This window comes from Mesorhizobium sp. GW821-FHT04C10 (assembly GCF_059420305.1).
Genome location: NZ_JBWKTL010000001.1, coordinates 4,189,222 through 4,215,997 on the forward strand (window position 1 = coordinate 4,189,222; position 26,776 = coordinate 4,215,997).

Sequence of the window (26,776 nt, forward strand, 5' to 3'; positions counted from 1 at the left end):
CAAAAATTCTATCTGATTTGAGGGACGTCGCCTTCCATGGCTGAAGCACTGCGTGTTGGAATTGCCGGCCTCGGTACGGTCGGTGCATCGGTGGCACGTGTGCTGCGCGACAAGGCGGCGGAACTGACCCGGCAATGCGGGCGCGACATCATCGTGGCAGCGGTTTCGGCGCGCGACCCGAAGCGCGACCGTGGCATCGATGTCAGTTCCGCAAAATGGTTCGACGATCCGGTGAAGATGGCGCAGACCGCCGAGATCGACGTGTTCATCGAATTGATCGGCGGCGACGAGGGGCCGGCACGCCTGTCGGTGAAGGCGGCGCTCGAAGCCGGCCGCCATGTCGTCACCGCCAACAAGGCCCTGCTCGCCAAGCATGGCGTGGCGCTGGCCGAGATCGCCGAGAAGAAAGGCGTGCTGCTCAACTACGAGGCGGCGGTGGCGGGCGGCATTCCCGTCATCAAGACGATGCGCGAGGCGATGGCCGGCAATTCGGTCACCCGCGTGTTCGGCATTCTCAACGGTACCTGCAACTACATCCTGACCCGCATGGAGGCCGAGGGCATCTCGTTCGATGCCTGCCTGAAGGATGCGCAGCGGCTGGGTTACGCCGAGGCCGATCCGACCTTCGACATCGAAGGCCATGACACCGCGCACAAGCTGTCGATCCTGACCAGCCTTGCCTTCGGCACCAAGATCGCCGCCAACGACATCTATATGGAAGGCATCTCCAACATCACCCAGGCCGACATCCGTGCCGCCGGCGACCTCGGCTACAGGATCAAGCTGCTGGGCGTCGCCCAGCGCACCGAAAGCGGTATCGAGCAGCGCGTGCATCCGACCATGGTGCCGACCGCCTCCGTCATCGCGCAGGTGCATGGCGTCACCAACGCGGTGGCGATCGAGACCGACATCCTCGGCGAACTGCTGCTTTCCGGCCCCGGCGCTGGCGGCAACGCCACCGCGTCGGCCGTCATCGGCGACATCGCCGACATCGCCAAGAGCCGGCCGGGCTTCCAGCATGGCCCGGTCTTCGGCCGGCCGGCAAAGGAGTTGAGGCCTTACAAGAAGGCGCAGATGCGCAGCCATGCCGGCGGCTATTTCATCCGGCTGACCGTGCATGACCGCATCGGCGTGTTCGCCGCGATCGCCAAGCGCATGGCCGACAACGATATTTCGCTGGAATCGATCGTCCAGCATGCGGTCAGCGGCGAGGCGGCGGCACAGAAGACGGTGATCCTCGTCACCCACGAGACCACCGAGGCCGCCGTGCGCAAGGCCGTCGACGGCATCACCAAGGACGGTCACCTGACCGACAAGCCGCAGGTCATCCGCATCGAGCGGGCAGGGTAGCTCCGCCCCCACCGTCGCGCAGCCGCGATCAGCCGGAACGAATCCGCGCCGGCGCCGTTCTCTTGGTCAGCAACCAAGGGAGCCGCTCCATGGCCGACACCAACAAATCCGACACCCCTCACATCGACGATATCCAGAAAACGCTGGAAAAGCAGATCGCCGAACTGCGCAAGGAGATCACCAAGATCAACAAGAGCATTTCGGCGCGGGGCGCGGAAATGCTCGACGATGCCAGCGAGCAGGCTTCGGATTTCTACGAGACGGCCGCCGCGCGTGCTTCGCGGACAGCGCAGCAATTGCGCACCCAGGCCCAGGCGGTTTCGGACGTGGCGCGCGAAAACCCGGGTACCACGACCGCATTGGTCGGCGTGATCGGCCTGCTCGGGTTTCTGGCCGGGATTGCCGTCGGCCAGTCGTTGAACAACGACAGTTCGCGCCGCTGGTATTGACCGCGTCGACATCGAGCCGGCGTTGCCGGTTCGTTTCGCGGTTTCTCAGGTAATCATTTTAGGAGGGCACCATGGCTTCATCCGTGCTGATCGGCATCCTGATCACATTTCTCGTCATCATCCTTGTTCTTTATCTGGTGCAGCGCCTGCCTCTCGATGCCCGGATGCGGCAGATCGTGCAGATCATCGTCATCATCATCGGCATCATTTCGCTGCTCAAATACCTCGCGGTTTTCTAGATCCCGGCGTTATCTCTGTATCTTCAAGGGCGGCCCGGCTGTTTCCAGCCGGGCCGCAATCTTGTTCGGAATAAGGTTCAATCGATTGATATTGCTTATCTTTCGATAAAACTCGCGGCAGGTCTTGCCGTTGTCATGCTCGTTTGACAAAACAAGCCCGCCTCCGGCGGGAGGTGGCATGCAAACGAGGATTTGCCGAAATGAATGTGGCCCAGAACATCGTCGCCGGCCTTGACCGGATACTCACCATGGAACTGGTGCGCGTCACCGAAAGGGCCGCGGTCGCGGCAGCCAGGCTGCGTGGGCGCGGCGACGAGAAGGCGGCTGACCAGGTCGCTGTCGACGCCATGCGCCAGGAGCTTAACCGTCTTGCCATCAAGGGCACGGTGGTGATCGGCGAGGGCGAACGGGACGAGGCGCCGATGCTCTATATTGGCGAGGAGGTCGGCACCGGCAAAGGCCCGGCCGTCGATATCGCCCTTGATCCGCTCGAGGGTACGACGATCTGCGCCAAGAACCTCCCTAACGCGCTTGCCGTCATCGCGATCGCCGAGAAGGGCAGTCTGCTGTTCGCGCCTGACGTCTATATGGATAAGATCGCCATTGGTCCGGGTTATGCCGAAGGCGTCATCGACCTCGACGCATCGCCGGCCGAAAACATCGCCAGCCTGGCCCGGGCCAAGGGCGTCGCGGTGTCCGACATCACCACCTGCATCCTCGACCGGCCACGCCACGCCAAGCTGATCGATGCCGTGCGCGCCACGGGTGCCGCGATCCGGCTGATCGGTGACGGCGATGTCGCCGGCGTCATCCACACCACGGACCCAGACGAAACCGGTATCGATATCTATCTCGGTACGGGGGGGGCGCCCGAGGGCGTGCTGGCGGCGGCCGCACTGCGCTGCACCGGCGGCCAGATGCAGGGCCGGCTGATCCTCGATACGCCGGAGAAGGTCGCCCGCGCGGCGAAGATGGGCATTTCCGATCCGAAGCGGATCTACCATGCCGAGGACATGGCGCGCGGCGATGTGCTGTTCGCGGCCACCGGCGTGACCGACGGCAATATGCTGGCCGGCGTCAAGTTCGGCGGCACATACATCACCACGCATACGATCGTCCTGCGCTCGTCGTCGCGAACCGTGCGGGAGATCAAGGCTCGGCACCAGGATCTGGATAAGTTCTAAAGCTCTCTGTTTTGACGCAATTCCCAAGGGGAAAGCGCTACGCGCTTTTCCCGGGAAAACCGTTTCACACTTTTCCTGGAATTGCTTTAAGCCTGCTTGCGAAGCCGCGCCGCAGTTGTTAGCCATTGGCCGCATCTGAACCTTGGCGCGCAAGGACCGACGATGAAAGCGTTCGATTGGCACGCGAATCCGATTTCGCGTGCCACGCCCATCACGAAGTCCTACCGCAACACCCAGAATGTGCGCCGCTTTTTCATCCGCGAATGCGGCGATACGTTCAGGTTCGATCGGTCTTTCATGGCCTGGCTCAAGAACGATCGGGAAAAGACAATGGGGGACGCGGCCGAGGAATGGGTCCGGCGCCAGGCTGAAAAGCGGAAAGCGTAGTTATTCTTGAGTTCTCATGCGATGCCTACCGCCGCGAACCGCTTGGCTTTGCCCGCCTTTGGCGCCAAAGCCCGTCGTGTTCACGCGACGCTCCTTAGAGCAATTCCAGGACAAGTGCGAAGCGGTTTTCCGTCCGGAATTGCGTCAAAACAACAAGTTAGAGCGGTTCGGCGGTTCCGTGAAACGATGAACCGCTCTAGGCCGTTGTTTGTGCATGTCGTTATCCCAAAACCGCTGCACACTTTTGGGCGACATGCATTATCCTGCGGCCAACTATGAGTTGGCAAAGCGCATGATGGGCGACAGGCGCCTCTTCCTCGATGTCAGGCAATCGGCTACCGGTCTCTCCTGGGAGCATCGGCTGACCGAGCGACAGGACATGATCGCGCTGGCCATCGCGCAAGGCCATGGCGTGCCCGACATCGTTGCACGCGTCCTTGCCGGACGCGGTGTTACCGCCGAGCAAACCGAGCGGTTCCTCGATCCGACGATCCGCGACCTGTTGCCGAATCCGGCCTCGCTGACCGACATGGACAAGGCCGCCACCCGCATCGCGGCGGCGGTGATGGCGAGGGAAAAGGTGGCCATCTTCGGCGACTACGATGTCGACGGCGCGGCCTCGTCAGCCTTGTTGAAACGGTTTCTGACGCATTTCTCGGTGCCGTCGGAAATCTATATTCCGGACCGTATTTTCGAGGGTTACGGCCCCAATCCCGATGCCATGCGCGAACTGGTCTCGCGCGGCGCGACGCTGATCGTCACCGTCGACTGCGGCACCAACAGCGCCATTTCCGTCGATGCGGCCAATGCCGCCGGCGCCGATGTCGTGGTGCTCGACCACCATCAGGTCGGTGGCGCCTTGCCGGAAGCGGTTGCCGTCGTCAATCCAAACCGCGACGACGATCTTTCCGGTCAGGGTCATCTCTGCGCTGCCGGTGTCGTGTTCCTTGCCCTGGTGCAAACCGCAAAGGTCCTGCGTGGCTTGACCGAGACCACGCCACCGGATCTGCTTTCCATGCTCGATCTCGTTGCATTGGCCACCGTGTGCGACGTGGTGCCGCTGACCGGCGTCAACCGCGCCTTCGTCGTCAAAGGGCTGCAAGTGGCGCGCCAGCAGAAGAATGAAGGGCTTGCCGCGTTGGCGCGGGTTTCTCGCATCGGCGAACCGATCGGCACCTTTCATCTTGCCTATCTGATCGGGCCGCGCATCAACGCCGGCGGGCGCATCGGCGACGCGGCCCTTGGCAGTCGGCTGCTTGCGACAGACGATCCGGTCGAGGCAGGGACTATCGCCGAGACGCTGGACCGGCTGAACCAGGAGCGGCAGCTGATGGAGCAGGAGATGCTTGCGGCTGCCCGCGCCGAAGCCGATGCCGAGCTTGCCGGCGGCAATGGCCCGGCCATCGTCGTCACCGCCAGCAACAACTGGCATCCCGGCATTGTCGGCCTGCTCGCTTCACGACTGAAGGATCATGCCCGGCGGCCGGCTTTCGCCATCGCATTCAACGCTGTGGGCATTGGTACCGGTTCGGGCCGTTCGGTGTCGGGCTTCGACCTCGGCCGGCTGGTGCGCGAAGCCGCCGATGCCGGCTTGATCGTCAAGGGCGGCGGCCATGGCATGGCGGCCGGTATCACCGTGGAGCGCGCCAGGCTTGGCGAGCTCAGGGCGTTTTTCGAGGAGCGCGCGGCCGCCGACGTGTTTCGGCTGCAGGACGAGGAAAGCCTGGCAATCGACGGCGCGCTTGCCGCCGAAGGCGCGACGCTCAGCCTGCTCGATGCGCTGGAAAAGGCCGGCCCCTTCGGCGCCGGCCATGTCGCACCGGTTTTCGCGCTGCCACGCCATCGGCTGGCCGACGCCCGGCCGGTCGGCACCAACCATATCCGCGCCGAATTGCAGTCTGAGAGCGGCGGCCGAATCCAGGGGATCGCCTTTCGCGCCGTCGACACCGCACTTGGCGAATTCCTGTTCAAGAACCGGGGCAAGACGGTGCATGTCGCCGGCTCGCTGTCGGGCAATTACTGGAACGGCAACCGCACCGTGCAGTTCCGCATTATCGACGCGGCGCGGGCGTAAGGGTGGCTGGCTAAGCCAAAACCGTCTGCAGCCGGCTCAGTTCGCCGATCTGGGCCATCGTCGCCTGGTAGCCGAGCTGGATCGCCTCATCGGCACGATGGAACTCGGTCAGGCCGATATGGCTGAGCTTGGGCTGAAGCGACATGTCGGGCGGATCGCCGGCAAGCCTGGCGCGCGAGATGCGGTCCTGGATGATGTTGAAGGCTTCGACCATGACGCCGGTGATGCCGAGGCGGCTCTGATGCGACTGGTGGTCGGGGTCCGAGTGACCGGCGCGCGGCGCGTCCTTTTCGACAACCAGTTCGCCGGCGCTGTGCTTTATCACCGCTGCGCGGCCGAACAGGTCGTAGTGAAGATTGACCGCCACGACGAGGGGCTGTTCGTAGGCGCGGCAGACCGACACCGGCACCGGATTGACCAGCGCGCCGTCGACCAGCACCCGGCCGTTGCAATTCACCGGCTCGAACACGCCAGGCAGTGCGTAGGACGCGCGCATGGCCGTGATCAATGAGCCGCTCGACACCCAGATTTCGTGGCCGGTGCGGATTTCCGACGCGACGCAGACAAATGGCTTGGGCAGATCCTCGAAACGAACGCCTGCCACATGCTCACGCAGGCGGGCGTCGAGCTTCATGCCGCCGAACAGGCCGCTGCCGCGCAGATTGAGATCGAGCAGGCCGAAAATGCGCCGCTTGGTGAGGCTGCGGGCGAACTCTTCCAACTCGTCCAGTTTGCCGGCGAGATAACAGCCGCCGACCAGCGCGCCGATGGATGTGCCGGCTATCATCGACACTTCGATACCGGCTTCGTCGAGTGCACGCAGCACACCGATATGGGCCCAGCCACGTGCGCAGCCTCCACCCAATGCCAGTGAGATGCCTGTCTTCTTTTCGGGTTTTGGTTGGGGTGCGCCGCCGGACGAGGAGAGGCCGTTGGCTTCTCGAACGTCTGATCTGTTACGCAATGACGCCCACTCGAGCATCATGATCTCCCTTGTCCCACATCCTTTGTATCAGAAGGATGTTTGAGAATAGTGAACATGAGTGGTTTGTGAATATGGAATGGTTCACACAGGCTTCCGATACGTCTTTTCCGCATCGAACAGCGGTTTGCTGCCGTCGTCGACAAGCGTCCCCTTGCCATCGACCAGACCCACCGTCCGATAAAAGCATGAACGCCGGCCGGTGTGACAGGTTGCGTCGTGGCCCAACACTTTCACGTGCAGCCACAATGCATCCTGATCACAGTCGGTGCGCATCTCGACGACATGCTGGAAATTGCCCGAGGTTTCGCCCTTCTTCCAAAGCGCGTTGCGCGAACGCGACCAGTAATGGGCGATGCCCGTTTCCAATGTCAGCGCGAGCGCTTGCGCGTTCATATGGGCGACCATCAGCAGCATGCCGTCTTCGGCATCGGTGACGACCACCGTGACAAGACCGGCCGCGTCGAAGCGCGGCGAGAACACCGCGCCTTCTTCGAGAGCCTTCTTGTCTGACGGAGCTTCGGGAAATTCCAGTGCCGACATCGCCGGTGCATTTTCCTGTTTGACCACCATCCTGTCCGAGAACCGGTTCTTCGGGATCATGGTTGGGCGATGCCGGTGCCGGGCTTACGCCCCGCCACCGCGCACCATGGTGACAAAACGAACCTGCTCTTCGGGCGTATCCTTGAAGACGCCGGTGAAGGTGGAGGTGAGCGTGGTGGAACCCTGCTTGCGGATGCCGCGCATGGCCATGCACATATGCTCGGCCTCGATCATGACGGCGACGCCGCGAGGGTTGAGCACGTCCTGGATGACGCCGGCGATCTGTGCGGTCAGCGCTTCCTGCGTCTGCAGGCGATGGGCGAAGATATCGACGACGCGCGCGATCTTGGACAGGCCGACGACCTTGCCGTCTGGGAGATAGCCGACATGCGCCTTGCCGATGATCGGCACCATGTGGTGCTCGCAATGCGAATGGAACTGGATGTCCTTGACGATGACGAGGTCGTCATAGCCTGCGACCTCCTCGAAGGTGCGGCCGAGTTCCTCTGCCGGGCACATGTCGTAGCCACCGAACATCTCGCGATAGGCCTTGGCCACGCGCTTGGGCGTGTCGATCAGCCCTTCGCGGTCCGGATTGTCGCCGGTCCAACGCAGCAGGGTGCGCACCGCGGCCTCGACCTCGGCTTCGCTCGGCCGGTCGGTGACCGGCTTTTCCATGTAAGCGGACTGGGGCATGAATTTCTTGATGACGGCATCCATAAAAGGCGTCTCCCGTAGTTCCTCTCCAAGGAGGAACGAGTTGAACGGACCACGACCTTTCGGTGTCGGAAACTCGCCCCGTTTCCAGCCCCGTAAGCGGCGTGAACTTCCCGGCCAGAACAGCGGCGCTCATCGCCTTGTCGTTACCGGACTGCCAGCATTATATAAGGTCGTAGCGAGCGAAAGGAAGACGCAGCAGCGGCAATCGCTGTTCGCTTGGCGGCGACGGATTGGAAAATAATGATCAACGACGTCTACAACGCGAAAATTCTCGGCTTTGCCGGAAACATCGAACGGATCGGCCGGCTCGACCATCCCGACGCGACCGCCAAGGCACATTCCAAACTGTGCGGTTCGACCGTTACCGTCGACCTCAAGATGGAAGACGGCGTGGTCACCGACTTCGCCCATGACGTGAAGGCGTGCGCGCTCGGCCAGGCGTCGTCCTCGATCATGGCGCGGCATGTCGTCGGCGCGAACGCCGAGGAACTGCGCGCGGTGCGCGACACCATGCTGAAGATGCTGAAGGAAAATGGCGAGCCGCCGCAAGGACGCTTTGCCGACCTGAGGTACCTGGAACCGGTGCGCGACTACAAGGCGCGCCATGCCTCGACCATGCTGACCTTCGACGCCGTGGTCGACGCCATCGGCCAGATCGAGAAGAAGCGCGCCGAAGAAGCGGCTTAGGCCTGCTGCTGCAGCTTGTGTCTGCTTTCGGCGAACTCGCCTCTCAGCCAGTCGGCGAACGCGGCGGCCGGTTCCGACAGATCCTTCAGGTTCCTGGCCACCAGCCAGTAGGCGCCCGACGCAACGTCGATGTCGAACGGCTTGATCAGCGCTCCGGATGCGACTTCCCCGCCGATCTGCAACAGATCACCCAGCGCCACGCCATGCCCGAGCAGCGCGGCCTGCTTTGACAGCGAGGCATCCGCCAGCATCGGACCTCGCGCCGGCACGGCGTCGGCGGGCACGCCGGCCGCCTCGAACCAGCGCGCCCAGCCCTGGCGGTTTTCCTCGTGCAAAAGCGTGTAGCGGGCAAGGTCGATCGGCTTCTCGAGGGCAGGGCCCGAAGCGAGCAGCGCCGGCGACAGAACCGGGGAATCGACCGTCGAGGCAAGCCGCTCGGCCTGGCTGCGAGGCCACGAGGTGGCATGGGCGCTGAAGCGCAAGGCAAGTTCGGGCTGATCCCCGCGGAAATCGATCAGCCTTGGATCAACTTCCAGGGACACGTCGATATCGGGCCGCAATTGGCGGAATCGGTTGAGCCGGGGCACCAGCCACACGGATGCAAGCGACGGCTCGACACTGACACGAACCAGGGACTGCGCGGGGACCGCCACCAGTTCCGACAGCAGCCGGTCGATATCGTCAAAGCTTCGGACCAATTGGGCAAGCAGCCGGCGGCCGGTATCGGTCAGTTCGACACGGCGATGATGGCGTTCGAACAGAGGTTGGCGCAGGAAGGTCTCGAGCTCGCGGATCTGCCGGCTGATCGCAGCCTGGGAGACGAAAAGTTCCTCCGCGGCCCGGCTGAAGCTCAGATGCCGACCCGCCGCCTCGAAACTCCTCAATGCCGTCAATGGCAAGCGCCCGCGCTTCATTCGCATAATCCAGGGTTATCCGAAGTGGAAATTATACTCGTTTGAAGGCCAAGGCCAGCGGCGGTCTAATCGCATCAAAGGAGACCGAGTATGAACCAGTTCCTGAACATCTTCGGCGATGTGATGCGGATCGCGACGTTCCAATGGCGTGACGAAAGGCTGCATACAAAGTGCGGCGAGGAGCCGATCCGCCCCGGCCGCTCGATGCCTGCGGTTGACCGGCAGCCGTTTCGCCGCTTCCGCCCATGACGCACAGCGGGTGGGGATTGCGTTCTCCCGGCGAAGCTCACATCTATCGCGGGAGGAACGCGATACGGAGATTGCGGTGCACGACCCGCATGGGCATGCCCACACTGCCAGGCCGCCGGGACGCGGCCGCAACTGGCCCGGCCCGTGGCGCAAGACGCCTGGCCGTCTCTTCGGCACGTCGCTCGTGCGCCTCTACCAGCTGACGCTGTCCGGCTTTGTCGGCAATTCCTGCCGGCATCTGCCGACCTGCTCCGAATACGCGCATGAGGCGATCGCCCGCCATGGCCTGTGGGCCGGTGGCTGGATGGGATTTTTCCGCGTGCTGCGCTGCGGCCCATTCGGCACGCACGGCGTCGATTTGGTTCCGGAAGTGCTGGCGGACCGCTATGTCTGGTTCATGCCCTGGCGCTATTGGTGGATCGGCCGGAAACGCGGCGAAGCCCAGGCTTGACGGTGGCCTAACTTCAAAGTCGGACTATTTCGTACCATTCAGCATCATGCTGGGTCGTCGTTTTGATACATGGAACCCTACAACCACGACGACGCGACTCCTGTCCAAAACCAGTTGCCGATAAGGTGATCGTCACAGGCGAGGCCCAGTCATTTTCTTATATTCTCTCCAGATTTTGGTCGCCATATATACTATATAGCGTTCATGATGGTATATAAGATATATAATAAAAAACAAAACAACAGTGAAAGTGACTGTTCCAACTAAAGATAGCATGAATTCTATCGGGTTTTTTTCGAATTTAATCCAGCTGAATTTATCTCTTATTTCTCCAGATGCCAGCGCTGACACTGATATGCCCATCGTGTACCCGATCAGGCTCGTCAACGCGATATAGGCTATAAGTTTTTTCCAAACACTCATGGAGAGCAAGGCCATAATTTCATTTCTGATCGGCATTCGAGCAGTCGACGCAGACATTGTCCAGATGGGTTAACCGGAGACGATATGAGCTCCTCAAATTTGAAGTACAACACGCGTTGAATTAACGCGTGTTTGATGGGCCAGCATTATACGGATCTCGATTTGAGGACAGATTTTTAGAATTCGGTAGGGTTAACGCAAGCCTGCACAAAGACTGCGCATTTGAGACAAAATCGAGACAAGAGACCTCGCTAAGCCCGCTCGCGAACACCCTTCTGGAGCGAGCATCAATGCGTAACATCGACCGTCTTCCCTTTATCCTGGCTGGAGTCCTGTTCCTGCTCGCCTGGTTGCTGGGGTTCCCGATGCGCGCGCAATCGGCGCCGCTTGGGGATGTGGAATGCACGCTGATCGCCGATGCGGCGACCGGCAAGACGCTTTACCAGGACGGAACCTGCGACCAGCGGTTCAGCCCGGCCTCGACGTTCAAGGTACCGCTTTCGCTGATCGGCTACGACGCCGGTATCCTGAGCGACGAGCACACGCCGACCTGGGACTACAAACCCGAATTCAATGCGGTGAAGAGGGATCAGAAGGCCGTCGACCCGGTGATCTGGGAACGCGATTCGATTATCTGGTATTCCCGGGAGATCACCCGCCGGCTGGGCGGCGAGAAATTTGCCGGCTACGTATCGAAGCTCAATTACGGCAATGGCGACGTTTCAGGCAATCCCGGCAAGGATGACGGGCTCACCCGTTCCTGGGTCAACTCCTCGCTCAAGATCACGCCGGTCGAACAAGTTGCCTTCCTGCGCCAACTGCTCGCTGGCAAGATGCCGGTGTCGGCGAAGGCGCATGAGATGACACGCGCAATCATACCGAGCTTCAAGGCTGGTGATTGGGCCGTTCAGGGCAAGACCGGCAGCACGAGGCTCGGCGAGGGCGGCAAGGACAAGCGCTCGCTCGGTTGGTTTGTCGGTTGGGCCCGGAAAGACGGACGCCAGATCGTGTTCGCCCGGCTGGTTGTCGATACCAATCGGACTGATATGCCGAAAGGGTTGGCGACCAGGGCCGCGTTCCTCAGGGATCTGCCGCAACTGATGAAGTAGGCTGGGCTTTACGGCGGCGGCATCTGCTCATAAAAGACTGCCGCCGCCGGACGCCTCCGGCCAACCTGATGCAGGTCGCAGCCGCAAGCCGCCGGTGACCTGCATTTTACCACCCGCGCTCGTTTGCGGGACTGGATAGGAGATACATGATGCTGAATTCCGTTTCCCTGACATTCCCCGATGGTTCCGTCCGCGACTACGACGCGGCGATGACCGGTGCCGGCCTTGCCGAATCGATCTCGAAGTCGCTGGCCAAGAAGGCCGTCGCCTATGCCATCGACGGCACCGTGCGCGACCTCAGCGACCCGCTCGGCAAGTCCGGCAAGGTCGAGATCATCACTCGCGACGATGCGCGCGCCCTTGAGCTTATCCGTCACGACACCGCCCACGTGCTGGCGGAAGCCGTGCAGGAATTGTGGCCGGGAACGCAGGTGACCATCGGGCCGGTGATCGAGAACGGATTCTATTACGACTTCGCCCGCAACGAGCCGTTCACGCCGGATGATTTTCCGGTGATCGAGAAGAAGATGCGCGAGATCATCGCGCGCAACAAGCCGTTCACCAAGGAGGTCTGGTCGCGCGACAGGGCCAAGAAGGTGTTCGCCGACAAGGGCGAGCGCTACAAGCTCGAACTGATCGACGCCATTCCCGAGGATCAGGATCTCAAGATCTACGCCCAGGGCGACTGGTTCGACCTTTGCCGCGGTCCGCACATGGCTTCGACCGGCCAGATCGGCAATGCCTTCAAGCTGATGAAGGTGGCCGGCGCCTATTGGCGTGGCGATTCGAACAACCCGATGCTGACGCGCATCTACGGCACGGCCTGGGCCGACCAGGCGCAGCTTGATGCCTACCAGACGATGCTGGAGGAGGCCGAGAAGCGCGACCATCGCAAGCTTGGCCGCGAGATGGACCTGTTCCATTTCCAGGAAGAAGGGCCGGGCGTCGTCTTCTGGCACGCCAAGGGCTGGAAGATGTTCCAGAACCTGGTCAACTACATGCGCCGCCGGCTCGACGAGCAGGGCTACCAGGAGGTCAACGCTCCGCAGGTGCTCGACAAGAGCCTGTGGGAAACGTCAGGCCACTGGGGCTGGTATCGTGACGCCATGTTCAAGGTGACGGTTGCCGGCGACGACACCGACGACGATCGCGTTTTCGCGTTGAAGCCGATGAACTGTCCGGGCCATGTGCAGATTTTCAAGCATGGGTTGAAGTCCTATCGCGATCTGCCCGTAAAACTTGCCGAATTCGGCAATGTGCATCGCTACGAACCATCAGGCGCGCTGCACGGGCTGATGCGCGTGCGCGGCTTCACGCAGGACGATGCGCACATCTTCTGTACCGAGGAGCAACTGGCGTCGGAATGCCTGCGCATCAATGACCTGATCCTGTCGACCTATGCCGATTTCGGCTTTGACGAGATCAGCGTGAAGCTGTCGACGCGGCCGGACAAGCGTGTCGGCACCGACGAGGCGTGGGATCACGCCGAAGCGATCATGGGCAGCGTGCTGGAGACGATCAGGACGAGATCCGGCAATCGGATCAAGACCTCGATCAATCCGGGCGAGGGCGCCTTCTACGGGCCGAAGTTCGAATATGTGCTGAAGGATGCCATCGGCCGCGAATGGCAGTGCGGCACGACGCAGGTCGACTTCAACCTGCCGGAACGCTTCGGCGCCTTCTACATCGGCTCCGATTCGGAGAAGAAGCAGCCGGTCATGGTGCACCGCGCCATCTGCGGCTCGATGGAGCGTTTCCTCGGCATCCTGATCGAGAACTATTCCGGTCACTTCCCGCTGTGGTTCGCGCCGCTGCAGGTGGTGGTGGCGACGATCACGTCCGACGCCGACGGCTATGCGACCGAAGTGGTGGCAAAACTCAAGGCCGCGGGCTTGTCGGCCGAGGCCGATCTGCGCAACGAGAAGATCAACTACAAGGTCCGCGAACACAGCCTGGCCAAGGTTCCGGTCATCCTCGTCTGCGGCAAGCGCGAGGCGGAAGAGCAGACGGTCAACATGCGCCGGCTTGGATCGCGTGACCAGGAGTCGCTGGGCCTTGCCCAGGCAATCGATCGGCTGACCGAAGAAGCGATCACGCCCGATCGCCGGCGCAAGCGCGCCGCCTGATTTGAGCAGCACCTTTGATGGTGGCGGTGGAGCGATCCACCGCCATTTTCATATCCCTGTCACGCCGATCTTGTAACGAGCCACTATGCTCAAGCTGAAATTGCGCGAACGGTCCTTTCCCGAACTTTCCTACGCCAATCCGCACCAGCCGGTGCTGGCGCGGTGGTTCATTCATTCCGTCGAAGGCCTTTCCGGCCGCGATCGCTTTGCGGCACTCTACGATTTCTGGCGCCGTGAGGTCGTACCGACCGGTGAGCGCGTGTTCAGCCGCATGCTCGACCTGATCGATGTCGGCGTGCGAACCGCCGATCAATGGCCGCCCGCACAATTGCCCGATACGCCGCTGGTGATCGTTGCCAACCATCCCTTCGGCATTGGCGACGGCATTGCGGTGCTGTCACTGGCGGAGCAGCTCGGGCGGCCCTTCCGGGTTATGATCCACAAGGATCTGCTCAGGATTCGCGAGATGGAGCCCTATTCGCTGCCGATCGACTTTTCCGAGACCAAGGAAGCGCTGAAGAACAACATGGCCGTGCGCCACGAGGCGGTACGCCTGCTGAAGGAGGGCGTCACCATCGTGGTGTTTCCGGCCGGCGGCGTCGCCACGGCGCCGAAAGGCTTTGGCCGGGCGCGCGACCTGCCATGGAAAATGTTTCCCGCCCGCCTCGTCCAGGAAGCGAAGGCGTCGGTCGTTCCCATGCATTTTTCCGGACAGAATGGCAGGCTGTTCCACCTGGTCAGCGGGCCTATGAACATGGCTGAGCGCGATGGCCGGGTGGCCAAATTCGTCGGCAAGGCCTCGCTGACATTGCGCACGTCGCTGCTCATCCGCGAATTCGCACGGCTGTCCGGCAGGGCGATCGACGTGCGCGTCGGCGATGTGCTGAGCTGGAGTGAGCTGGAGCCGCTGCGCGACCGCAAGGCATTGCTCGAGCGTCTCTACCGCGGCGTGTTCGACCTGGCGCCGCAGCTGCCGCGCCGCCGGATTCCCTTCCTGCCGGCGCGGACGAAGCTGAAGCTGGCGGCCTGAAATAGGGGAATGGGTCGTAGAAGGCTAATCCGCGCCTTCTTCCGGATCCATCGCCGCGGCCTCGGTCGCCAGAACCTCGATCTCCTGGTTCTGCCCGGCCACCACCGTGAAATCCTTCTGGTAGATGCGGTCGCGGTTCTTGGCGATGATGGTGTAGTCGCCCTCGGCAAGCACCATCGAGGCGAAGGCGCCGACTGTTTCCTTGATCGGATCGCCGGATTCGTTGAGCAGCGACCAGGACGTGTCGGCGATCGCTTCACCGCCCGTTTCGCGCACCAGCTTCATCGTGATCTCGGCGGCGTGATGCTCGACGGTGGCTTCGGTCAGCTTGCCGGCCTCGACGCGGATATCGGAGCGGATCACCGCGTTGACCGCGCCATAGGTCGAGACGACGTGGTAGATGCCGGCATTGAGCCGCACGACGCTGTTGGGTTCCACATCCGGAATGATCAGCGCGCGGTCGCCATTGGCCTCGGCGGTGCCCTCATAGATCGAGAAGCGCAGTTTTTTCGGGGGAATGCGCACGCCGCCGGATAGAACCGCGTCGAGCTTCAGGCCACCAGCGTCGAGCACCAGGCTTTCCCGCTTGGCTTCCTTGCCGACAGTGATGCGCTTGGTGGCGCCGGCGCGGCCATAGGAGGCATGGACCAGATAGCTGCCGGGCTCGAGCTGGAAGACGGCACTGCCGCCATGCGCGGAGGCGACCATCGGCAATTTGCCGTTGACGGGCTCGGGCTTGAAGACACGCCAGACGAGGCCACGGGTGATGTCGGTGCCCTTGTCGGTCAGCTGGGCCGACAAAGTGATGGCGCCACCGCCGCCGAGCGCCAGCGGGGCTTCGGTCTTGGGCGTCGCATAGCTCGAAATTCCGGGGAGTTTCAGGTCGCTGACGCCGTCCTTTTCCTGCGCAGCAGCCAAGGAGACCGGCAGCAGGAACAGCGCGGCGCAGAGCCAAACCAGGAAAAGACGCAGTCGCCCCTCAAACATGCCTTGCGTTGAAGCCCATGGCGGTGGCAATTTCAAGGCTTAAGAGTCCGATCCACGACTCTTCAGCCCGGCGCTCGCGCGCCTTTGCCCGAGCCGCCCGAATTCCCGATGGTGCGCTTCAGCTCAAAACAGAGTGTCTAGGAGACTTGCGCCCATGGCGTCGCCGATCATCGACTTCCTGCTGACCCGAAATTCAGCACCGATTCCGGACCTCAAGGATCCGGCGCCCAGCGACGCCGATATAGCGACGATGATCGCCGCCGCAACGCGCGTGCCCGACCATGGCCGGCTGGAGCCCTGGCGATTCATCCTCTATCGCGGCGATGTCCGCATCGAGATCGGCAGGAGGCTCGCGGAGCTTGCCGAGCAGCGGGAAGGGCCGCTGCCCGAAGGCCGCCGCAACCAGGAGCTGGCGCGCTTTTCCCGTGCGCCGCTGGTGATCGGTGTGGTGTCGGTGCCGAAAGAGAATCCCAAGATCCCGCAATGGGAAATGTTCCTGTCCGGCGGCATGGCGGCGATGAACCTGATGATTGCGGCCAATGCGCTGGGCTATGGCACCAACATGATCAGCAACTGGTATTCCGACGTGCCGGAGGGCAGGGCGATCCTCGGACTGGCGCCGCAGGAGCGCGTCGTCGGTTTCATCCACATCGGCTCTTATGCCGGCCCGGCGCCGGAGCGGCCACGGCCTGATCCGGCCAAGCTCTACGCTGATTACGCAGGACCCTGGGCGGGCTGAATGTTCTACGAACCATCCAGAGGGCACGGGCTGCCGCACGATCCGTCGAAGGCGATCGTGGCGCCGCGCCCGATCGGCTGGATATCGACGCTGAACAGAGCGGGCGAGATCAATCTCGCGCCATACTCTTTCTTCAATGCGGTTTCGACGCGCCCTTTCATCGTCTGGTCCTCGTCGGAAGGAGAGAAGGACAGCGCCTCCTTTGCCCAGGAGACCGGCGAGTTCGTCGCCAATCTGGTCAGCCGCGATCTTGCGGAGAAGATGAACTACACGTCCGTCAACGCGCCGCCTGGCGTCAACGAGTTCGTCTATGCCGATCTCGCCATGGCGCCTTCGCGTCTCGTCAGGCCGCCGCGTGTGGCGGCAGCGCCTGCCGCGCTGGAATGCCGGGTGACGGAAGTCTTCCGCCCAAGGGCGTTGGACGGAACGCCAACCAGCGCCGTCGTCGTCGCCGGCGAGGTGGTCGGCGTGCACATTGATGATGCCTTCCTGAAAGACGGCCTGTTCGACATCACCAAGGCCGGGAATGTGGCTCGTCTCGGTTATATGGATTACGCCAGCGTCGAAGAGGTCTTTTCGATGCGCCGGCCACGCTGGGGCAAGGAGTAGGATCCAGGCCGCTCAGCGCGCCTTGACGGGGTTCGTTTTCCGTCGGGCTGTCATGACGGCTCTGATGTAGCCGGGTTCTCCGATCCGAATGCTTCCGTCGGGAAGGCCGAGTATACGGTCGAGAGCGATCTCGTAGAGCCTGACGCGTTTCTCCAGGACTTCGATCGCGACCTCCATATCGGCGTCGCTGCCGCCGGCGATCGCCTTGGCGACGACATCATGCGTGGCCAAGCCGAACTGCATGACGATGTCGGCGACACCCTCCGGATCGAAGGTCCTGAAAGTGCCGTCTTCGACACCTTGCCGGATGATCTTGACCAGCAAGGGTGAAAACGACGCGCTGGCCGCCAGGTTGATGCGGTGGAAAAGCACCAGATTCTCCGGCCGAAACATCGTTTCGAAAAGAGCCCAGGCTTCCGTCGCGGTCTCGATCTTGGCCCGTCGCGACTGGGAGAGCAGGCCGTTCAGACGGCCAAGCGGGTCGAGGCCGGGATCGTCGAGCACGCCCTGAACCCCAGCCAGTGCCTGTCTCGCGAAACGGTCGGCCAGTGCTTCCAGAAGAGCCTCCTTGGAGGCGAAGTAGTGATAGAAGGCGCCCTTCGAGACGCCGGCTGACGCAATCACGTCGTTGAGGCTCGCTCTGTCGTAGCCGTGCGTCAGGAACAGAGCCTGGGCATGGTCCAGAAGTTCTTCTCGCCTGAGTTCTGGATGCTTGATGATGCGGGGCATGACCAACCTTCTGCACGTGATGGCCGTTTCCGTCCAGCGCGGAGCCTGCTTGAATTTTAGACCATCGGTCGGTATGGTAGACCATTGGTCTATTTCTGCCAATGCCGGCGAGGGGCATACCGTGGAAGGTCGATCATGATCGCGAAATTGGTTCTTCAGACATTCATCTGGTTCGGCATCATGGGCGCCTTGCTCTTCCTGTCGGCCGGAACGCTGCACTGGCCAGGAGCCTGGGTCTATCTGGTGGTGATGGTGGGGCTCAGCCTCACCTTGGGTGTGGTGCTGGCGCGGCGCGATCCCGGCCTGATGAATGAGCGGCTGAGCCCTCCCATCCAGAAGAATCAGACGGCGGCCGACAAGGTCCTGCTATCCATACTTCTCATCGCCATCTTCGGCTGGCAGATCTTCATGGGATTCGATTTCCGTTTCGGCTGGTCGGCGGTTCCTGTCTGGGCGCAGGGGGTTGGAGCGCTGGTCCTGCTGATCGGAATCTGGATCTGCTATCTGACCATGCTGGAGAACAGTTTTGCTGCGCCCGTGGTGAAGATCCAGGATGAACGGGGACAACGCGTGATCACCACCGGGCCCTACAGCTATGTCCGCCATCCCATGTATGCCGGCGCCATCCTCTTCTTCGCCGGCACGGCACTCCTGCTTGGCTCCTGGTGGGGGCTGGTATCGGTGCTCGTGTTCGTCGTTCTCCTGGCCATCCGCACGTTCATAGAAGAGAAAACGCTTCGCATCGGCCTGCGCGGCTATGATGACTATGCTGCTGAGGTCCGCTACCGCCTGATCCCGAAGGTCTGGTAGCGGTCAGGCGGAGATGCCTGCCGCCCTCGCGCGTGCAAGCAGCCTTTCGGCCAGCCGCAGATGCGGGCGGTCGTACATCTTGCCGTCGATTCCAACGACGCCGGGATTTCCGGCTGCCTCGAACGCCGCGACGATTGCCGCCGATTGTTTGACCGCCTCGACCGAGGGCGTGAAGGCGGCATTTATGACCGGCACCTGGTCGGGATGGATCGCCATCTTGCCGGTGAAGCCGTCTCGCTCGGCCTCCGCGCATTCCGCGGCGAATGCCGCCATGTCGCGAAAATTCGGGAACACGGTGTCGATCGCGGCGACCTCGGCGGCTCCGGCCGCCAGGATAGTCGCCAGGCGGGCGTGGCGGAACACGTCGGTGTAACGGCCCTGCTCGTCGCGGGTGGAGCGTGCGCCGATCGCCGCCGACAGGTCTTCCGCGCCCCAGGTCAGACCGGCGAGCCGCGCACTTGCGCCGGCATAGGTCGCGGCGGCGAGTATTCCCGCCGGGGTTTCGGTGATGATCGGCAGGATCCTGATCGAGCCGTCGGACAGGCCGTTCTCCGCCTCCCGAACCCTGAGCTTTGCCGAGAGGTGCTGCACATCCTGGCCGCTGTTGGATTTGGGCAGCATGATGCCGTCCGGCTTTGCCGCAACGAGCGCGGCAAGATCGTCGTCGGTCAACCCGGTCGAGAGGTCGTTGACCCTGATATAGATGGCCGAGGTGGTTTGTCCCCTGCGTTCGACGATAAAGCGCGCGGCGACCGCGCGCGCCGTCGCCTTGTTCTGCGGCGCCACGGAATCCTCGAGATCGACGATCACCACGTCGGCGCCGGCGCCAAACCCCTTTTCCAGCTTCCGCTCGGAATCGCCGGGAACGAACAGCAGCGAACGCATCAGGCGGCCTTCTTCAGCATCATCGCCTGCCTGGTGCATTTGGCGACGAGGTCGCCATGCTGATTGTAGGCGCGGTGCTCGAATTCGACGATGCCGCGATCGGGTTTCGACTTGGACTCGCGTACCGAGACGACAGAGGTTTCGACACGGATGGTGTCGCCGTGGAAGACCGGATGCGGAAACACGGTTTCCTTCATGCCGAGATTGGCGACCGTCGTGCCGACCGTGATGTCATTGACCGAAATGCCGATCATCAGGCCGAGCGTGAAGAGAGAGTTGACCAGCGGCTTGCCCCATTCGCTCTTGGCGGCGAAGTCGAAGTCGATATGCAGCGGCTGCGGGTTCAATGTCATCGCCGAAAACAGCATGTTGTCGCTCTCGGTGACGGTCTTGCGCAGCGTGTGCTGGAAGACGTGGCCGACGACGAATTCCTCAAGATATAGCCCGGCCATTTGCTGTTTCCTCCGCTGTCTGAGGGTTGATAGGCGCTGCATTCAGCAGTCGCAAGCCAGTTAATGAACATGGTGAACCGTTCGTAAACCATTTCTGCCTACCGTCTTCAGCGGGGCCGGAAACCTTCTGGCAAGGGGCATAGCAGGCGGGCATGGTTGTTGTTTCGCATTTCCTGAAGTGGATCTACACGGCCAGGGTGTCCGAGCGTGCCGCCGCGGCAAACGCGCTGGCCCGGGCCTATGTCAATTCCGAATTGCCGTTCGAGGATCGCTGCGCCGCGGAGGCCGCGCTGACGCTGCTGCTCGACGATGCGTCGTCGAAAGTGCGGCTGGCAATGGCCGAAGCACTCTCGATGAGCCAGCACGCGCCGCTGCAGATCATCAGCGCGCTGGCTTCCGACCAGCCTGAAGTCGCCGGTGTCGTGCTGGCGCGCTCGCCGCTGCTCACCGACGCCGATCTGATCAACCGTGTGGCGGCGAGCCAGAAGGCAACGCAGAAGCTGATCGCGGACCGTCCTGTTGTCTCGATGGCGCTGTCGGCGGCCATCGCCGAGATTGGCGAGGCTGAAGCCTGCGCGGTGCTGCTGGCCAACAGCGGCGCCGACATCGCCTCCCTCAGTTTCCGCCGCATGGCCGAACGGCACGGGCATCTGCCTCTGGTGCGCGAGGCACTGATATCGGATGCACGCCTGCCTGCCGACTGCCGGCATATGCTGCTGATCAAGCTTGGCGAAACATTGAAGACATCGCCACTGGTCATGGCATTGATGGGCGCCGCGCGTGCCGACCGCGTCATGCGGGACGCTTGCGTCAAAGCCTCCGTGACGCTGATCGAGGGCACGCGCCAGGAAGAACACGCGGCTCTGATCGAGCATCTCAGGCTGCGCGGCGATCTCACCGCAAGCTTCCTTATCCGCACCATCGCGCATGGCAAGGTCGATTTCTTCGGCTCGACGCTGGTGGCCCTCGGCCAGCAGTCTGAACAGCGCGTGAGGGCGCTGCTGGCCGGCGGGCACGATGTCGCCTTGCAGGCCCTGTTCCGCAGCGCCGGCCTTGCCGCCGCCACGCATGCGATCATCCTGCGCGCGCTGAAAATCTGGCGGGAAGTTGCCAATGGCAAGCGCGTTGCCGGCGTGCAGGAAGTCAGCTGGCTGATGCTCAAGGAACTGGGCGGGCAATCCGCGGAAGGCGATCTCGCCGCTCTGGTCAAGTCGATCCATCTTGACGCCCTGCGCGAGAACGCGCGGGGGCACGCACTGGCGATCGCTGCGGCCTAGCCTTTATCCCTGGCGAAAAAATCCGGGAAATCCTCCATCGCCGCGGCGATAATGCGCAGTGATGCCGCGATCTGCAGCGCGTCGCTGTTGGCGTTCCGCTGGGCTATGCCCGCCGCATATTGCCGGGCCACGGCGACAGTCGCTGTCTGCGGGTCACCGGGCGCGCGGAAAAGCAGTTCGCGCGCCAGCCCTCTCAGGAAGTTGGCGACCGAAAGCGCGGTCTCGGACGGGATGGCGTGGTTCTGGCTTGCGCTGCGCAACCGCAGGATCTCCAGACCGACCGTGACTGCGGCAACGCCGCCACCCAGAACCGCTTCGCCCTTCCTGCCGGAATTCTGCACCAGCGGCATCAACTGGTTGATCCGGTCATAGGCGAGGCTCTCGAAGGCCGATCGCCTCGGCACGCGCTCGTGCAGGCAAAGTCGAGCCAGATCCTCGCGCATGGCCCGCACGATGCGATTGGCCGCGAGCCACGGATCGGCGGGGAGCACGATGAGGAAGACCCCGATCGCCAGCAGGATGCCGACCAGGATCGATGCCGAGCCGGCAAGGAAGGGGCCAGGAGCATAGGTCATCGCCTGATGGGGACTGAGGAAGGCGAGAAAATTGATGGCGAAGGCTGTCGCCACGCCGACATAGCGCGGATTGGCCATGGCGAGCGCCGCCGGCACCAATATGGGAACGACAAAGAGCGTGAACCAGCCAAAACCGGGCAGGGCGGGAAGCGCTATCTGGCCGACGAGAAAGGCAAAGGGCAAAGCGAGCAGGGTGCCCTTGAAGAAGCCCCAGGATACCTGCACCGGGTCGGGGCGAGCGGCAAACAGGCTCGATACGACGGCAACCAGAATGACGGTGCCTGCCGCTTCCGACCATTTCGTCGTCAGCCAGAATGCGGCGACCAGCAATGTGGCAAGGGCCGCGCGGACGGCGTTACGTGCCGCGCCGGGATAGTCGCGATGCACCACGAGGGCGGGTTGCCGGCTGGCGCGACCTTGGCGGCGCGTGGCTGGTGAGCGCAGCGCATCCAGACCGCGCAGCACCTGTTTCAGCGCCTCGGCGAAATCGGCGGCGATGGTGAGGCGGGTGATGGTGCCGACCCTGTCGTCACCCTGGTCGACCGAGGCATCGGGCATTTGCCTGGCTTTGGCCGAGATCGCGTCGAGCCGTGCCACCCAGGGCGCGATATCATCCAACGCGCCGGGTTTGGCCGCCAGTTCACCGACAAGCACTTGCAACTCCGAGCGTACCGGAATGAGCGCGGCGTTCTTCGGAGCGGCGTGCGAATGCAGCGCACGTGCCGCCGAGAGAGCCGAGAGCAGCTGTCCGATGGTGCGCCGGACCGGATGGGCGCGGGGCGCGAAGCTTGCTGCCTCGAGCCTGGCATAGGCGCGCATCTCGCCAAGCGTCTGGGTGTCGGCGACAAGCTTGCGGTGCAGTCCGATGAGCGTTGCCCGATCGCCGCCGGAGAACGCACCGCCGGCATAGATGGCGAGGTCGAGAATGCAGCGTTTCAGCCGCGAGATGATGGCGTCACTGGCCAGTTTCGGCAGGATCAGCCGGCTGGTCAGGCCGGCGCAGACGATACCGAGTACGATCTCGGCGCAGCGCGCGACTGCAAGGTCGACGACAAGGTGCGGTTGCCCGAAGGCGGGCAGGCCGATGATCATGGCCGTGTAGCCGGCCAGGGCCGCGCCATAGGCTTCCGGGTTGCGCAGCAGCGAGGAGACGAAGGTGCAGATGCCGATCCAGACCGCCAGCACCGTCACCAGCACCCAGGGGCCGGTACCAAAGATCGTGGTGATGCCGATTGCGGCGACGCCGCCGGCGAGCGTGCCGAGCAGACGGTAAAAACCCTTCGCCAGCACCATGCCGGCAACGGGCTGGGCGACGATGAATACCGTCATCATCGCCCATTGCGGGTGATCGAGGCGCAGCGCATAGGCGGCGAGAAGCGCGATAAGCCCGGCCGAAACGGTTCGCAGGGCGAAAATCCAGTCCGAGTGCGTCGGCTGTGTCAGTCCGGCCAAGCTTGTCTCGAAATAGGCTTTCAGCCGTGCCCGGGTCACATGCTCGTCTCCGCAACTGGAGCCCGTGTTATGGACCGGGTGGCGCTCAGATATCCAGCACTTCCGTCTCCGCGAATTCGGCACGCTCCTGGATGAAGCGGAAGCGGGCTTCCGGCTTGGTGCCCATCAGCGCGTCGACCGCGTCCTTGGTCGCGGCCTCGGCGTCGATCACGTCGACCCTGAGCAGCGTACGCTTCCTCGGGTCCATGGTGGTCTCCTTGAGCTGCGAGGCCATCATTTCGCCCAGGCCCTTGAAGCGGCCAAGCTCGACCTTGCCGCGCCCGGTGAATTCGGTGCGCAAGAGTTCGTCCTTGTGCGCGTCGTCGCGGGCATAGGCGACCTTGCCACCTTGCCTGATCGAGTAAAGCGGCGGCACCGCCAGATAGAGATGGCCGCCACGCACCAGCGCCGGCATTTCCTGGTAGAAGAAGGTGATCAGCAGCGAGGCGATGTGGGCGCCGTCGACGTCGGCGTCGGTCATGATGATGACGCGGTCGTAGCGCAAATCCTCGTCGCGGTACTTCGAGCGCGTGCCGCAGCCGAGCGCCTGGATCAGGTCCGATATCTGCTGATTGGCGGCCAGCTTGTCGTTGCCGGCGCTGGCGACGTTGAGGATCTTGCCACGCAGCGGCAATACGGCCTGGCTGGCACGGTCGCGTGCCTGCTTGGCCGAGCCGCCGGCGGAGTCACCTTCGACGATGAACAGTTCGGCACCGGCCGCCGCGTTCTGCGTGCAGTCGGCGAGCTTGCCGGGCAGGCGCAGCTTGCGTACCGCGCTCTTGCGCGACACCTCTTTCTCCTGGCGCCGGCGCACCCGCTCGTCGGCGCGCGCGATCACCCATTCCAGGAGCTTCGAGGCTTCCTGTGGATTGTCGGCCAGCCAATGGTCGAATGGATCGCGGATCGCGGTCTCGACAATGCGGATCGCCTCGATCGTTGCCAGCCTGTCCTTGGTCTGGCCGACGAATTCAGGTTCACGGATGAACACCGATAGCATGCCGGCCGCCGAGATCATGACGTCTTCGGAGGTGACGACCGAGGCGCGCTTGTTGCCGACGAGATCGGCATAGGCGCGCAGGCCCCGCGTCAGCACGTTGCGGAAACCGGCCTCGTGGGTGCCGCCTTCACCGGTCGGGATGGTGTTGCAGTAGGAATTGATGAAGCCGTCGCCGCCGAACCAGGTCACAGCCCATTCGAGCGAGCCATGACCGCCCTGCTTTTCGCTCTTGCCGGCGAAGATTTCCCGCGTCACCTGGAAGTCGTCGCCGAGCGATGCCTTGAGATAGTCCTTGAGGCCGCCTGGAAAATGGAATTCCGCCTTGGCCGGCGTCTGGTCCTTCTCCTTGATCAGCGAGGGATCGCAGGTCCAGCGTATTTCGACGCCGCCAAACAGATAGGCTTTCGAGCGCGTCATGCGGTAGAGCCGCGCCGGCTCGAAAGCCGCGCCCTTGCCGAAGATCTGCTCGTCGGGATGGAACCGGGTCTTGGTGCCGCGGCGGTTGTGCACCTCGCCGAGGTGCTCCAGACCGCTTACCGGAATGCCGCGCGAGAAGCGCTGGCGGTATAGTTGACGACCTCGCGCGACTTCGACCTCGAGATGGTCCGACAGCGCGTTGACCACGGAAACGCCGACGCCGTGCAGGCCGCCCGAGGTTTCATAAACCTTGGAATCGAATTTGCCGCCCGAATGCAGCGTCGTCATGATGACTTCGAGTGCCGGCTTCTTGTATTTCGGATGCGGATCGACCGGGATGCCGCGGCCATTGTCGGTAACGGTCAGAAACCCGTCGGCCGAAAGCTCGACGTCGATGAAGGTGGCATGGCCGGCAACCGCCTCGTCCATCGAATTGTCGATGACCTCGGCGAACAGATGGTGCATCGCCTTGTCGTCGGTACCGCCAATATACATGCCTGGCCGGCGACGCACCGGCTCCAGGCCCTCGAGCACCTCGATATCGGCGGCGCTGTAGCCCTCGCTACCATCCTTGGTCGCTGAGGGGCGCTTGGCCGCCGCCTGCACAAGGGGATCCGCCGGGCGCGCTGGTGTGCGAACCGGCTGCGGCTGCTTGTCCATATTGCCGAAGAGATCGTTGTTGTCGTCCATGCCTGCCATAGGGTCCGGTGCTGCGAATCACCCGCCGATACTGCCACGCTTTTCAGCGCCAAGCGACGGAAGTTCCTGTTACGTTCGGGGATTTGACCCCCTCTTACCTTAAAACCATTCGATAACCAAGCGGGCGGAAATAGGTCCGATACGGTTGGCCGGGATTCCTGTTTCTTTAACAAAGCGGCCTAGCGTGAGCCCAACATAACAAGAAACGACGGGCAGCAGGGGTTTCGGCGTGAGGGGCAAGGCCATAACGATGATCGGCATCGCCGCCGTTTTCGGCGCGATATCGATCTTTGCCGCGGATTTCTGGGTCAAAAGCCAGGCCAAGGCCGACGCCGAGGAGAAGACGTCGTCGATCGCAGCTCCGGCCCCGCCGAGGATCGAGTTCAAGACCATCGTGGTGGCGAACGCGTCGTTGCGCTACGGCATGGAACTCGACCGTGCAAAGCTGATCGAAATCCCGTGGCCTCAGGATTCCCTGCCACAGGGCGCCTTTGCCACCATCGACGGGCTGCTTGGCGAAGGCAGCCGCGTCGTGCTGTCGCCGATCGAGGTCAACGAACCGGTGCTGCTGACCAAGCTGTCGGGGCCAAACGGCCGCGCGACGCTCTCCAACATGCTGACGCCCGGAATGCGCGCGGTCACCATCCGCACCGACGAGATCGCCGGTGTCGGCGGCTTCGTCACGCCGGGCGACCGGGTCGATGTCGTGCTGACGCGCGATGCCGGCGAAATCCAGGAAGTCGCCAAGAACGCGCAAGGGGCGGCCGGTTCGACCATCACTTCCGAGATCGTGGTTGCGGACGCCAAGGTGCTGAGCGTCGGGCAGGGCGCCGACGAGCGCCAGACCACGCCGCAGGTGGCCAATTCCGTGACCATCGAGGTGACGACCGAGGGCGCGCAGAAAGTGGCGCTTGCCCGCACCGTCGGCACGCTGTCGCTGTCGCTGCGCTCGGCCAGTGAAGGCGGCGACGGCAAGAATGGCGTCACCACCATCTCTTCCTTTGGCGGATCGGTTGCGGCCAAGGCTCAGGCCGCGGCCGGCTCCCTGTTCGACGCAATGACCAAGGAGCCGGAGAAGCCGAAATTCAAGACGGTCATCGTGACGCGCGGCACGAAAGCCGAGGAATATCAGGTTCCTGCGCGGGACCAGAAGTAAAGGCCGGTGGGGACCGGGCGGGACAGGGCAATGTTG

27 protein-coding genes are annotated in these 26,776 nt (G+C 62.9%); 17 read left to right on the plus strand and 10 right to left on the minus strand.

What is annotated here, in order from left to right; translation table 11 throughout:
- Positions 1–36: 36 nt before the first annotated feature.
- From AC07UC_RS20310 to recJ, 6 genes are all read left to right on the plus strand, one after another.
- Positions 37–1,350 (plus strand): homoserine dehydrogenase, encoded by a 1,314-nt coding sequence (locus tag AC07UC_RS20310; protein WP_140773199.1) that lies wholly within the window; start codon positions 37–39, stop codon positions 1,348–1,350.
- Between the two features lie 89 nt (positions 1,351–1,439).
- Positions 1,440–1,799 carry a hypothetical protein gene (locus AC07UC_RS20315; RefSeq protein ID WP_140773200.1) on the plus strand — a complete coding sequence of 120 codons (360 nt, stop codon included), beginning with the start codon at positions 1,440–1,442 and terminating at the stop codon, positions 1,797–1,799.
- Positions 1,800–1,870: 71 nt separating this feature from the next.
- Positions 1,871–2,038 carry a Thivi_2564 family membrane protein gene (locus tag AC07UC_RS20320; RefSeq protein ID WP_081295122.1) on the plus strand — a complete coding sequence of 56 codons (168 nt, stop codon included), beginning with the start codon at positions 1,871–1,873 and terminating at the stop codon, positions 2,036–2,038.
- A gap of 200 nt (positions 2,039–2,238) precedes the next feature.
- The gene (gene glpX, locus AC07UC_RS20325; RefSeq protein WP_140773201.1) at positions 2,239–3,222 is read left to right on the plus strand and encodes a class II fructose-bisphosphatase; all 984 of its coding nucleotides are present in this window, start codon (positions 2,239–2,241) and stop codon (positions 3,220–3,222) included.
- 162 nt (positions 3,223–3,384) lie between these two features.
- Entirely contained in the window at positions 3,385–3,609 is a 225-nt protein-coding gene (locus AC07UC_RS20330; RefSeq protein WP_140773202.1) for a DUF6434 domain-containing protein, read from the plus strand.
- Positions 3,610–3,901: 292 nt separating this feature from the next.
- On the plus strand, positions 3,902–5,683 hold the full coding sequence (gene recJ, locus AC07UC_RS20335) for a single-stranded-DNA-specific exonuclease RecJ (RefSeq protein WP_494908966.1): 1,782 nt from the start codon (positions 3,902–3,904) through the stop codon (positions 5,681–5,683).
- 10 nt (positions 5,684–5,693) lie between these two features.
- Here the strand turns inward: recJ and AC07UC_RS20340 are convergent, their stop codons facing one another.
- The 3 genes from AC07UC_RS20340 to folE form a co-directional block, all read right to left on the minus strand.
- Positions 5,694–6,665 carry a patatin family protein gene (locus AC07UC_RS20340; protein ID WP_140773203.1) on the minus strand — a complete coding sequence of 324 codons (972 nt, stop codon included), beginning with the start codon at positions 6,663–6,665 and terminating at the stop codon, positions 5,694–5,696.
- 84 nt (positions 6,666–6,749) lie between these two features.
- A complete protein-coding gene (gene hisI, locus AC07UC_RS20345) occupies positions 6,750–7,208 on the minus strand; it encodes a phosphoribosyl-AMP cyclohydrolase (protein ID WP_056573393.1) in 459 nt (152 codons plus the stop codon).
- A gap of 84 nt (positions 7,209–7,292) precedes the next feature.
- The gene (folE, locus tag AC07UC_RS20350; RefSeq protein ID WP_056572284.1) at positions 7,293–7,928 is read right to left on the minus strand and encodes a GTP cyclohydrolase I FolE; all 636 of its coding nucleotides are present in this window, start codon (positions 7,926–7,928) and stop codon (positions 7,293–7,295) included.
- Positions 7,929–8,168: 240 nt separating this feature from the next.
- Here folE and AC07UC_RS20355 point away from each other — a divergent pair, with 240 nt between their 5' ends.
- Positions 8,169–8,615 carry an iron-sulfur cluster assembly scaffold protein gene (locus tag AC07UC_RS20355; protein WP_494907217.1) on the plus strand — a complete coding sequence of 149 codons (447 nt, stop codon included), beginning with the start codon at positions 8,169–8,171 and terminating at the stop codon, positions 8,613–8,615.
- On the opposite strand, the gene AC07UC_RS20360 is transcribed toward AC07UC_RS20355, so the two are convergent.
- Positions 8,612–9,529 (minus strand): LysR substrate-binding domain-containing protein, encoded by a 918-nt coding sequence (locus AC07UC_RS20360; RefSeq protein WP_494907218.1) that lies wholly within the window; start codon positions 9,527–9,529, stop codon positions 8,612–8,614. The genes AC07UC_RS20355 and AC07UC_RS20360 overlap by 4 nt on opposite strands.
- A gap of 90 nt (positions 9,530–9,619) precedes the next feature.
- Here AC07UC_RS20360 and AC07UC_RS20365 point away from each other — a divergent pair, with 90 nt between their 5' ends.
- The 5 genes from AC07UC_RS20365 to AC07UC_RS20385 all read left to right on the plus strand — a co-directional run bounded on the left by AC07UC_RS20365 (position 9,620) and on the right by AC07UC_RS20385 (position 14,917).
- Complete coding sequence (locus AC07UC_RS20365; RefSeq protein ID WP_181179914.1) at positions 9,620–9,778, plus strand: hypothetical protein; 159 nt, start codon at positions 9,620–9,622, stop codon at positions 9,776–9,778.
- A 76-nt stretch (positions 9,779–9,854) separates the two neighbouring features.
- Positions 9,855–10,229, plus strand: coding sequence for a membrane protein insertion efficiency factor YidD (gene yidD / locus AC07UC_RS20370; protein WP_494907219.1), 375 nt, complete (start codon positions 9,855–9,857; stop codon positions 10,227–10,229).
- A 713-nt stretch (positions 10,230–10,942) separates the two neighbouring features.
- Entirely contained in the window at positions 10,943–11,761 is an 819-nt protein-coding gene (gene blaOXA, locus AC07UC_RS20375; RefSeq protein WP_494907220.1) for a class D beta-lactamase, read from the plus strand.
- Between the two features lie 149 nt (positions 11,762–11,910).
- On the plus strand, positions 11,911–13,887 hold the full coding sequence (gene thrS / locus AC07UC_RS20380) for a threonine--tRNA ligase (RefSeq protein ID WP_494907221.1): 1,977 nt from the start codon (positions 11,911–11,913) through the stop codon (positions 13,885–13,887).
- Between the two features lie 85 nt (positions 13,888–13,972).
- Positions 13,973–14,917 (plus strand): lysophospholipid acyltransferase family protein, encoded by a 945-nt coding sequence (locus AC07UC_RS20385; protein ID WP_140773210.1) that lies wholly within the window; start codon positions 13,973–13,975, stop codon positions 14,915–14,917.
- A gap of 24 nt (positions 14,918–14,941) precedes the next feature.
- On the opposite strand, the gene AC07UC_RS20390 is transcribed toward AC07UC_RS20385, so the two are convergent.
- Positions 14,942–15,904, minus strand: a complete 963-nt coding sequence (locus tag AC07UC_RS20390; protein ID WP_140773212.1) for an RgsD C-terminal domain-containing protein — start codon at positions 15,902–15,904, stop codon at positions 14,942–14,944.
- Between the two features lie 154 nt (positions 15,905–16,058).
- On the opposite strand from AC07UC_RS20390, the gene AC07UC_RS20395 reads away from it, so the two are divergent.
- Positions 16,059–16,643, plus strand: coding sequence for a nitroreductase family protein (locus AC07UC_RS20395; protein WP_494907222.1), 585 nt, complete (start codon positions 16,059–16,061; stop codon positions 16,641–16,643).
- Positions 16,644–17,252 carry a flavin reductase family protein gene (locus AC07UC_RS20400; protein ID WP_494907223.1) on the plus strand — a complete coding sequence of 203 codons (609 nt, stop codon included), beginning with the start codon at positions 16,644–16,646 and terminating at the stop codon, positions 17,250–17,252.
- Positions 17,253–17,264: 12 nt separating this feature from the next.
- Here AC07UC_RS20400 and AC07UC_RS20405 read toward each other — a convergent pair whose 3' ends face one another.
- The gene (locus tag AC07UC_RS20405; RefSeq protein WP_494907224.1) at positions 17,265–17,981 is read right to left on the minus strand and encodes a TetR/AcrR family transcriptional regulator; all 717 of its coding nucleotides are present in this window, start codon (positions 17,979–17,981) and stop codon (positions 17,265–17,267) included.
- Between the two features lie 135 nt (positions 17,982–18,116).
- On the opposite strand from AC07UC_RS20405, the gene AC07UC_RS20410 reads away from it, so the two are divergent.
- Positions 18,117–18,791 (plus strand): methyltransferase family protein, encoded by a 675-nt coding sequence (locus tag AC07UC_RS20410; protein ID WP_494907225.1) that lies wholly within the window; start codon positions 18,117–18,119, stop codon positions 18,789–18,791.
- Positions 18,792–18,794: 3 nt separating this feature from the next.
- Here AC07UC_RS20410 and AC07UC_RS20415 read toward each other — a convergent pair whose 3' ends face one another.
- Both AC07UC_RS20415 and AC07UC_RS20420 read right to left on the minus strand, forming a co-directional pair.
- Positions 18,795–19,676: an HpcH/HpaI aldolase/citrate lyase family protein gene (locus AC07UC_RS20415; protein ID WP_494907226.1), complete on the minus strand. Its 882-nt coding sequence runs from the start codon at positions 19,674–19,676 to the stop codon at positions 18,795–18,797.
- On the minus strand, positions 19,676–20,170 hold the full coding sequence (locus AC07UC_RS20420) for a MaoC family dehydratase (RefSeq protein ID WP_494907227.1): 495 nt from the start codon (positions 20,168–20,170) through the stop codon (positions 19,676–19,678). The genes AC07UC_RS20415 and AC07UC_RS20420 overlap by 1 nt, the downstream gene beginning before the upstream one ends.
- Positions 20,171–20,280: 110 nt before the next feature.
- Here AC07UC_RS20420 and AC07UC_RS20425 point away from each other — a divergent pair, with 110 nt between their 5' ends.
- Complete coding sequence (locus AC07UC_RS20425) at positions 20,281–21,405, plus strand: DUF2336 domain-containing protein (RefSeq protein WP_494907228.1); 1,125 nt, start codon at positions 20,281–20,283, stop codon at positions 21,403–21,405.
- Here AC07UC_RS20425 and AC07UC_RS20430 read toward each other — a convergent pair.
- Complete coding sequence (locus tag AC07UC_RS20430) at positions 21,402–23,471, minus strand: FUSC family protein (protein ID WP_202322101.1); 2,070 nt, start codon at positions 23,469–23,471, stop codon at positions 21,402–21,404. The genes AC07UC_RS20425 and AC07UC_RS20430 overlap by 4 nt on opposite strands.
- Positions 23,472–23,517: 46 nt before the next feature.
- On the minus strand, positions 23,518–25,575 hold the full coding sequence (parE, locus tag AC07UC_RS20435) for a DNA topoisomerase IV subunit B (RefSeq protein WP_494907229.1): 2,058 nt from the start codon (positions 25,573–25,575) through the stop codon (positions 23,518–23,520).
- 238 nt (positions 25,576–25,813) lie between these two features.
- Here parE and cpaB point away from each other — a divergent pair, with 238 nt between their 5' ends.
- A complete protein-coding gene (cpaB, locus tag AC07UC_RS20440; RefSeq protein ID WP_244735111.1) occupies positions 25,814–26,740 on the plus strand; it encodes a Flp pilus assembly protein CpaB in 927 nt (308 codons plus the stop codon).
- The last annotated feature ends 36 nt before the right edge of the window (positions 26,741–26,776 follow it).

Excerpts from the sequence above, each read along its gene's own strand:
- AC07UC_RS20320 (WP_081295122.1), top strand. The coding sequence starts at position 1,871 with ATGGCTTCATCCGTGCTGATCGGCATCCTGATCACATTTCTCGTCATC.
- AC07UC_RS20365 (WP_181179914.1), top strand. The coding sequence starts at position 9,620 with ATGAACCAGTTCCTGAACATCTTCGGCGATGTGATGCGGATCGCGACG.
- recJ (WP_494908966.1), top strand. The coding sequence starts at position 3,902 with ATGATGGGCGACAGGCGCCTCTTCCTCGATGTCAGGCAATCGGCTACC.
- parE (WP_494907229.1), bottom strand. The coding sequence starts at position 25,575 with ATGGACGACAACAACGATCTCTTCGGCAATATGGACAAGCAGCCGCAG.
- AC07UC_RS20400 (WP_494907223.1), top strand. The coding sequence starts at position 16,644 with ATGTTCTACGAACCATCCAGAGGGCACGGGCTGCCGCACGATCCGTCG.
- AC07UC_RS20425 (WP_494907228.1), top strand. The coding sequence starts at position 20,281 with ATGGTTGTTGTTTCGCATTTCCTGAAGTGGATCTACACGGCCAGGGTG.
- glpX (WP_140773201.1), top strand. The coding sequence starts at position 2,239 with ATGAATGTGGCCCAGAACATCGTCGCCGGCCTTGACCGGATACTCACC.
- blaOXA (WP_494907220.1), top strand. The coding sequence starts at position 10,943 with ATGCGTAACATCGACCGTCTTCCCTTTATCCTGGCTGGAGTCCTGTTC.
- folE (WP_056572284.1), bottom strand. The coding sequence starts at position 7,928 with ATGGATGCCGTCATCAAGAAATTCATGCCCCAGTCCGCTTACATGGAA.
- AC07UC_RS20385 (WP_140773210.1), top strand. The coding sequence starts at position 13,973 with ATGCTCAAGCTGAAATTGCGCGAACGGTCCTTTCCCGAACTTTCCTAC.
- AC07UC_RS20360 (WP_494907218.1), bottom strand. The coding sequence starts at position 9,529 with ATGAAGCGCGGGCGCTTGCCATTGACGGCATTGAGGAGTTTCGAGGCG.
- thrS (WP_494907221.1), top strand. The coding sequence starts at position 11,911 with ATGCTGAATTCCGTTTCCCTGACATTCCCCGATGGTTCCGTCCGCGAC.
- AC07UC_RS20330 (WP_140773202.1), top strand. The coding sequence starts at position 3,385 with ATGAAAGCGTTCGATTGGCACGCGAATCCGATTTCGCGTGCCACGCCC.
- AC07UC_RS20310 (WP_140773199.1), top strand. The coding sequence starts at position 37 with ATGGCTGAAGCACTGCGTGTTGGAATTGCCGGCCTCGGTACGGTCGGT.
- AC07UC_RS20340 (WP_140773203.1), bottom strand. The coding sequence starts at position 6,665 with ATGCTCGAGTGGGCGTCATTGCGTAACAGATCAGACGTTCGAGAAGCC.
- AC07UC_RS20405 (WP_494907224.1), bottom strand. The coding sequence starts at position 17,981 with ATGCCCCGCATCATCAAGCATCCAGAACTCAGGCGAGAAGAACTTCTG.
- AC07UC_RS20355 (WP_494907217.1), top strand. The coding sequence starts at position 8,169 with ATGATCAACGACGTCTACAACGCGAAAATTCTCGGCTTTGCCGGAAAC.
- AC07UC_RS20390 (WP_140773212.1), bottom strand. The coding sequence starts at position 15,904 with ATGTTTGAGGGGCGACTGCGTCTTTTCCTGGTTTGGCTCTGCGCCGCG.
- AC07UC_RS20315 (WP_140773200.1), top strand. The coding sequence starts at position 1,440 with ATGGCCGACACCAACAAATCCGACACCCCTCACATCGACGATATCCAG.
- AC07UC_RS20415 (WP_494907226.1), bottom strand. The coding sequence starts at position 19,676 with ATGCGTTCGCTGCTGTTCGTTCCCGGCGATTCCGAGCGGAAGCTGGAA.
- AC07UC_RS20420 (WP_494907227.1), bottom strand. The coding sequence starts at position 20,170 with ATGCAGCGCCTATCAACCCTCAGACAGCGGAGGAAACAGCAAATGGCC.
- AC07UC_RS20410 (WP_494907225.1), top strand. The coding sequence starts at position 18,117 with ATGATCGCGAAATTGGTTCTTCAGACATTCATCTGGTTCGGCATCATG.
- AC07UC_RS20395 (WP_494907222.1), top strand. The coding sequence starts at position 16,059 with ATGGCGTCGCCGATCATCGACTTCCTGCTGACCCGAAATTCAGCACCG.
- hisI (WP_056573393.1), bottom strand. The coding sequence starts at position 7,208 with ATGTCGGCACTGGAATTTCCCGAAGCTCCGTCAGACAAGAAGGCTCTC.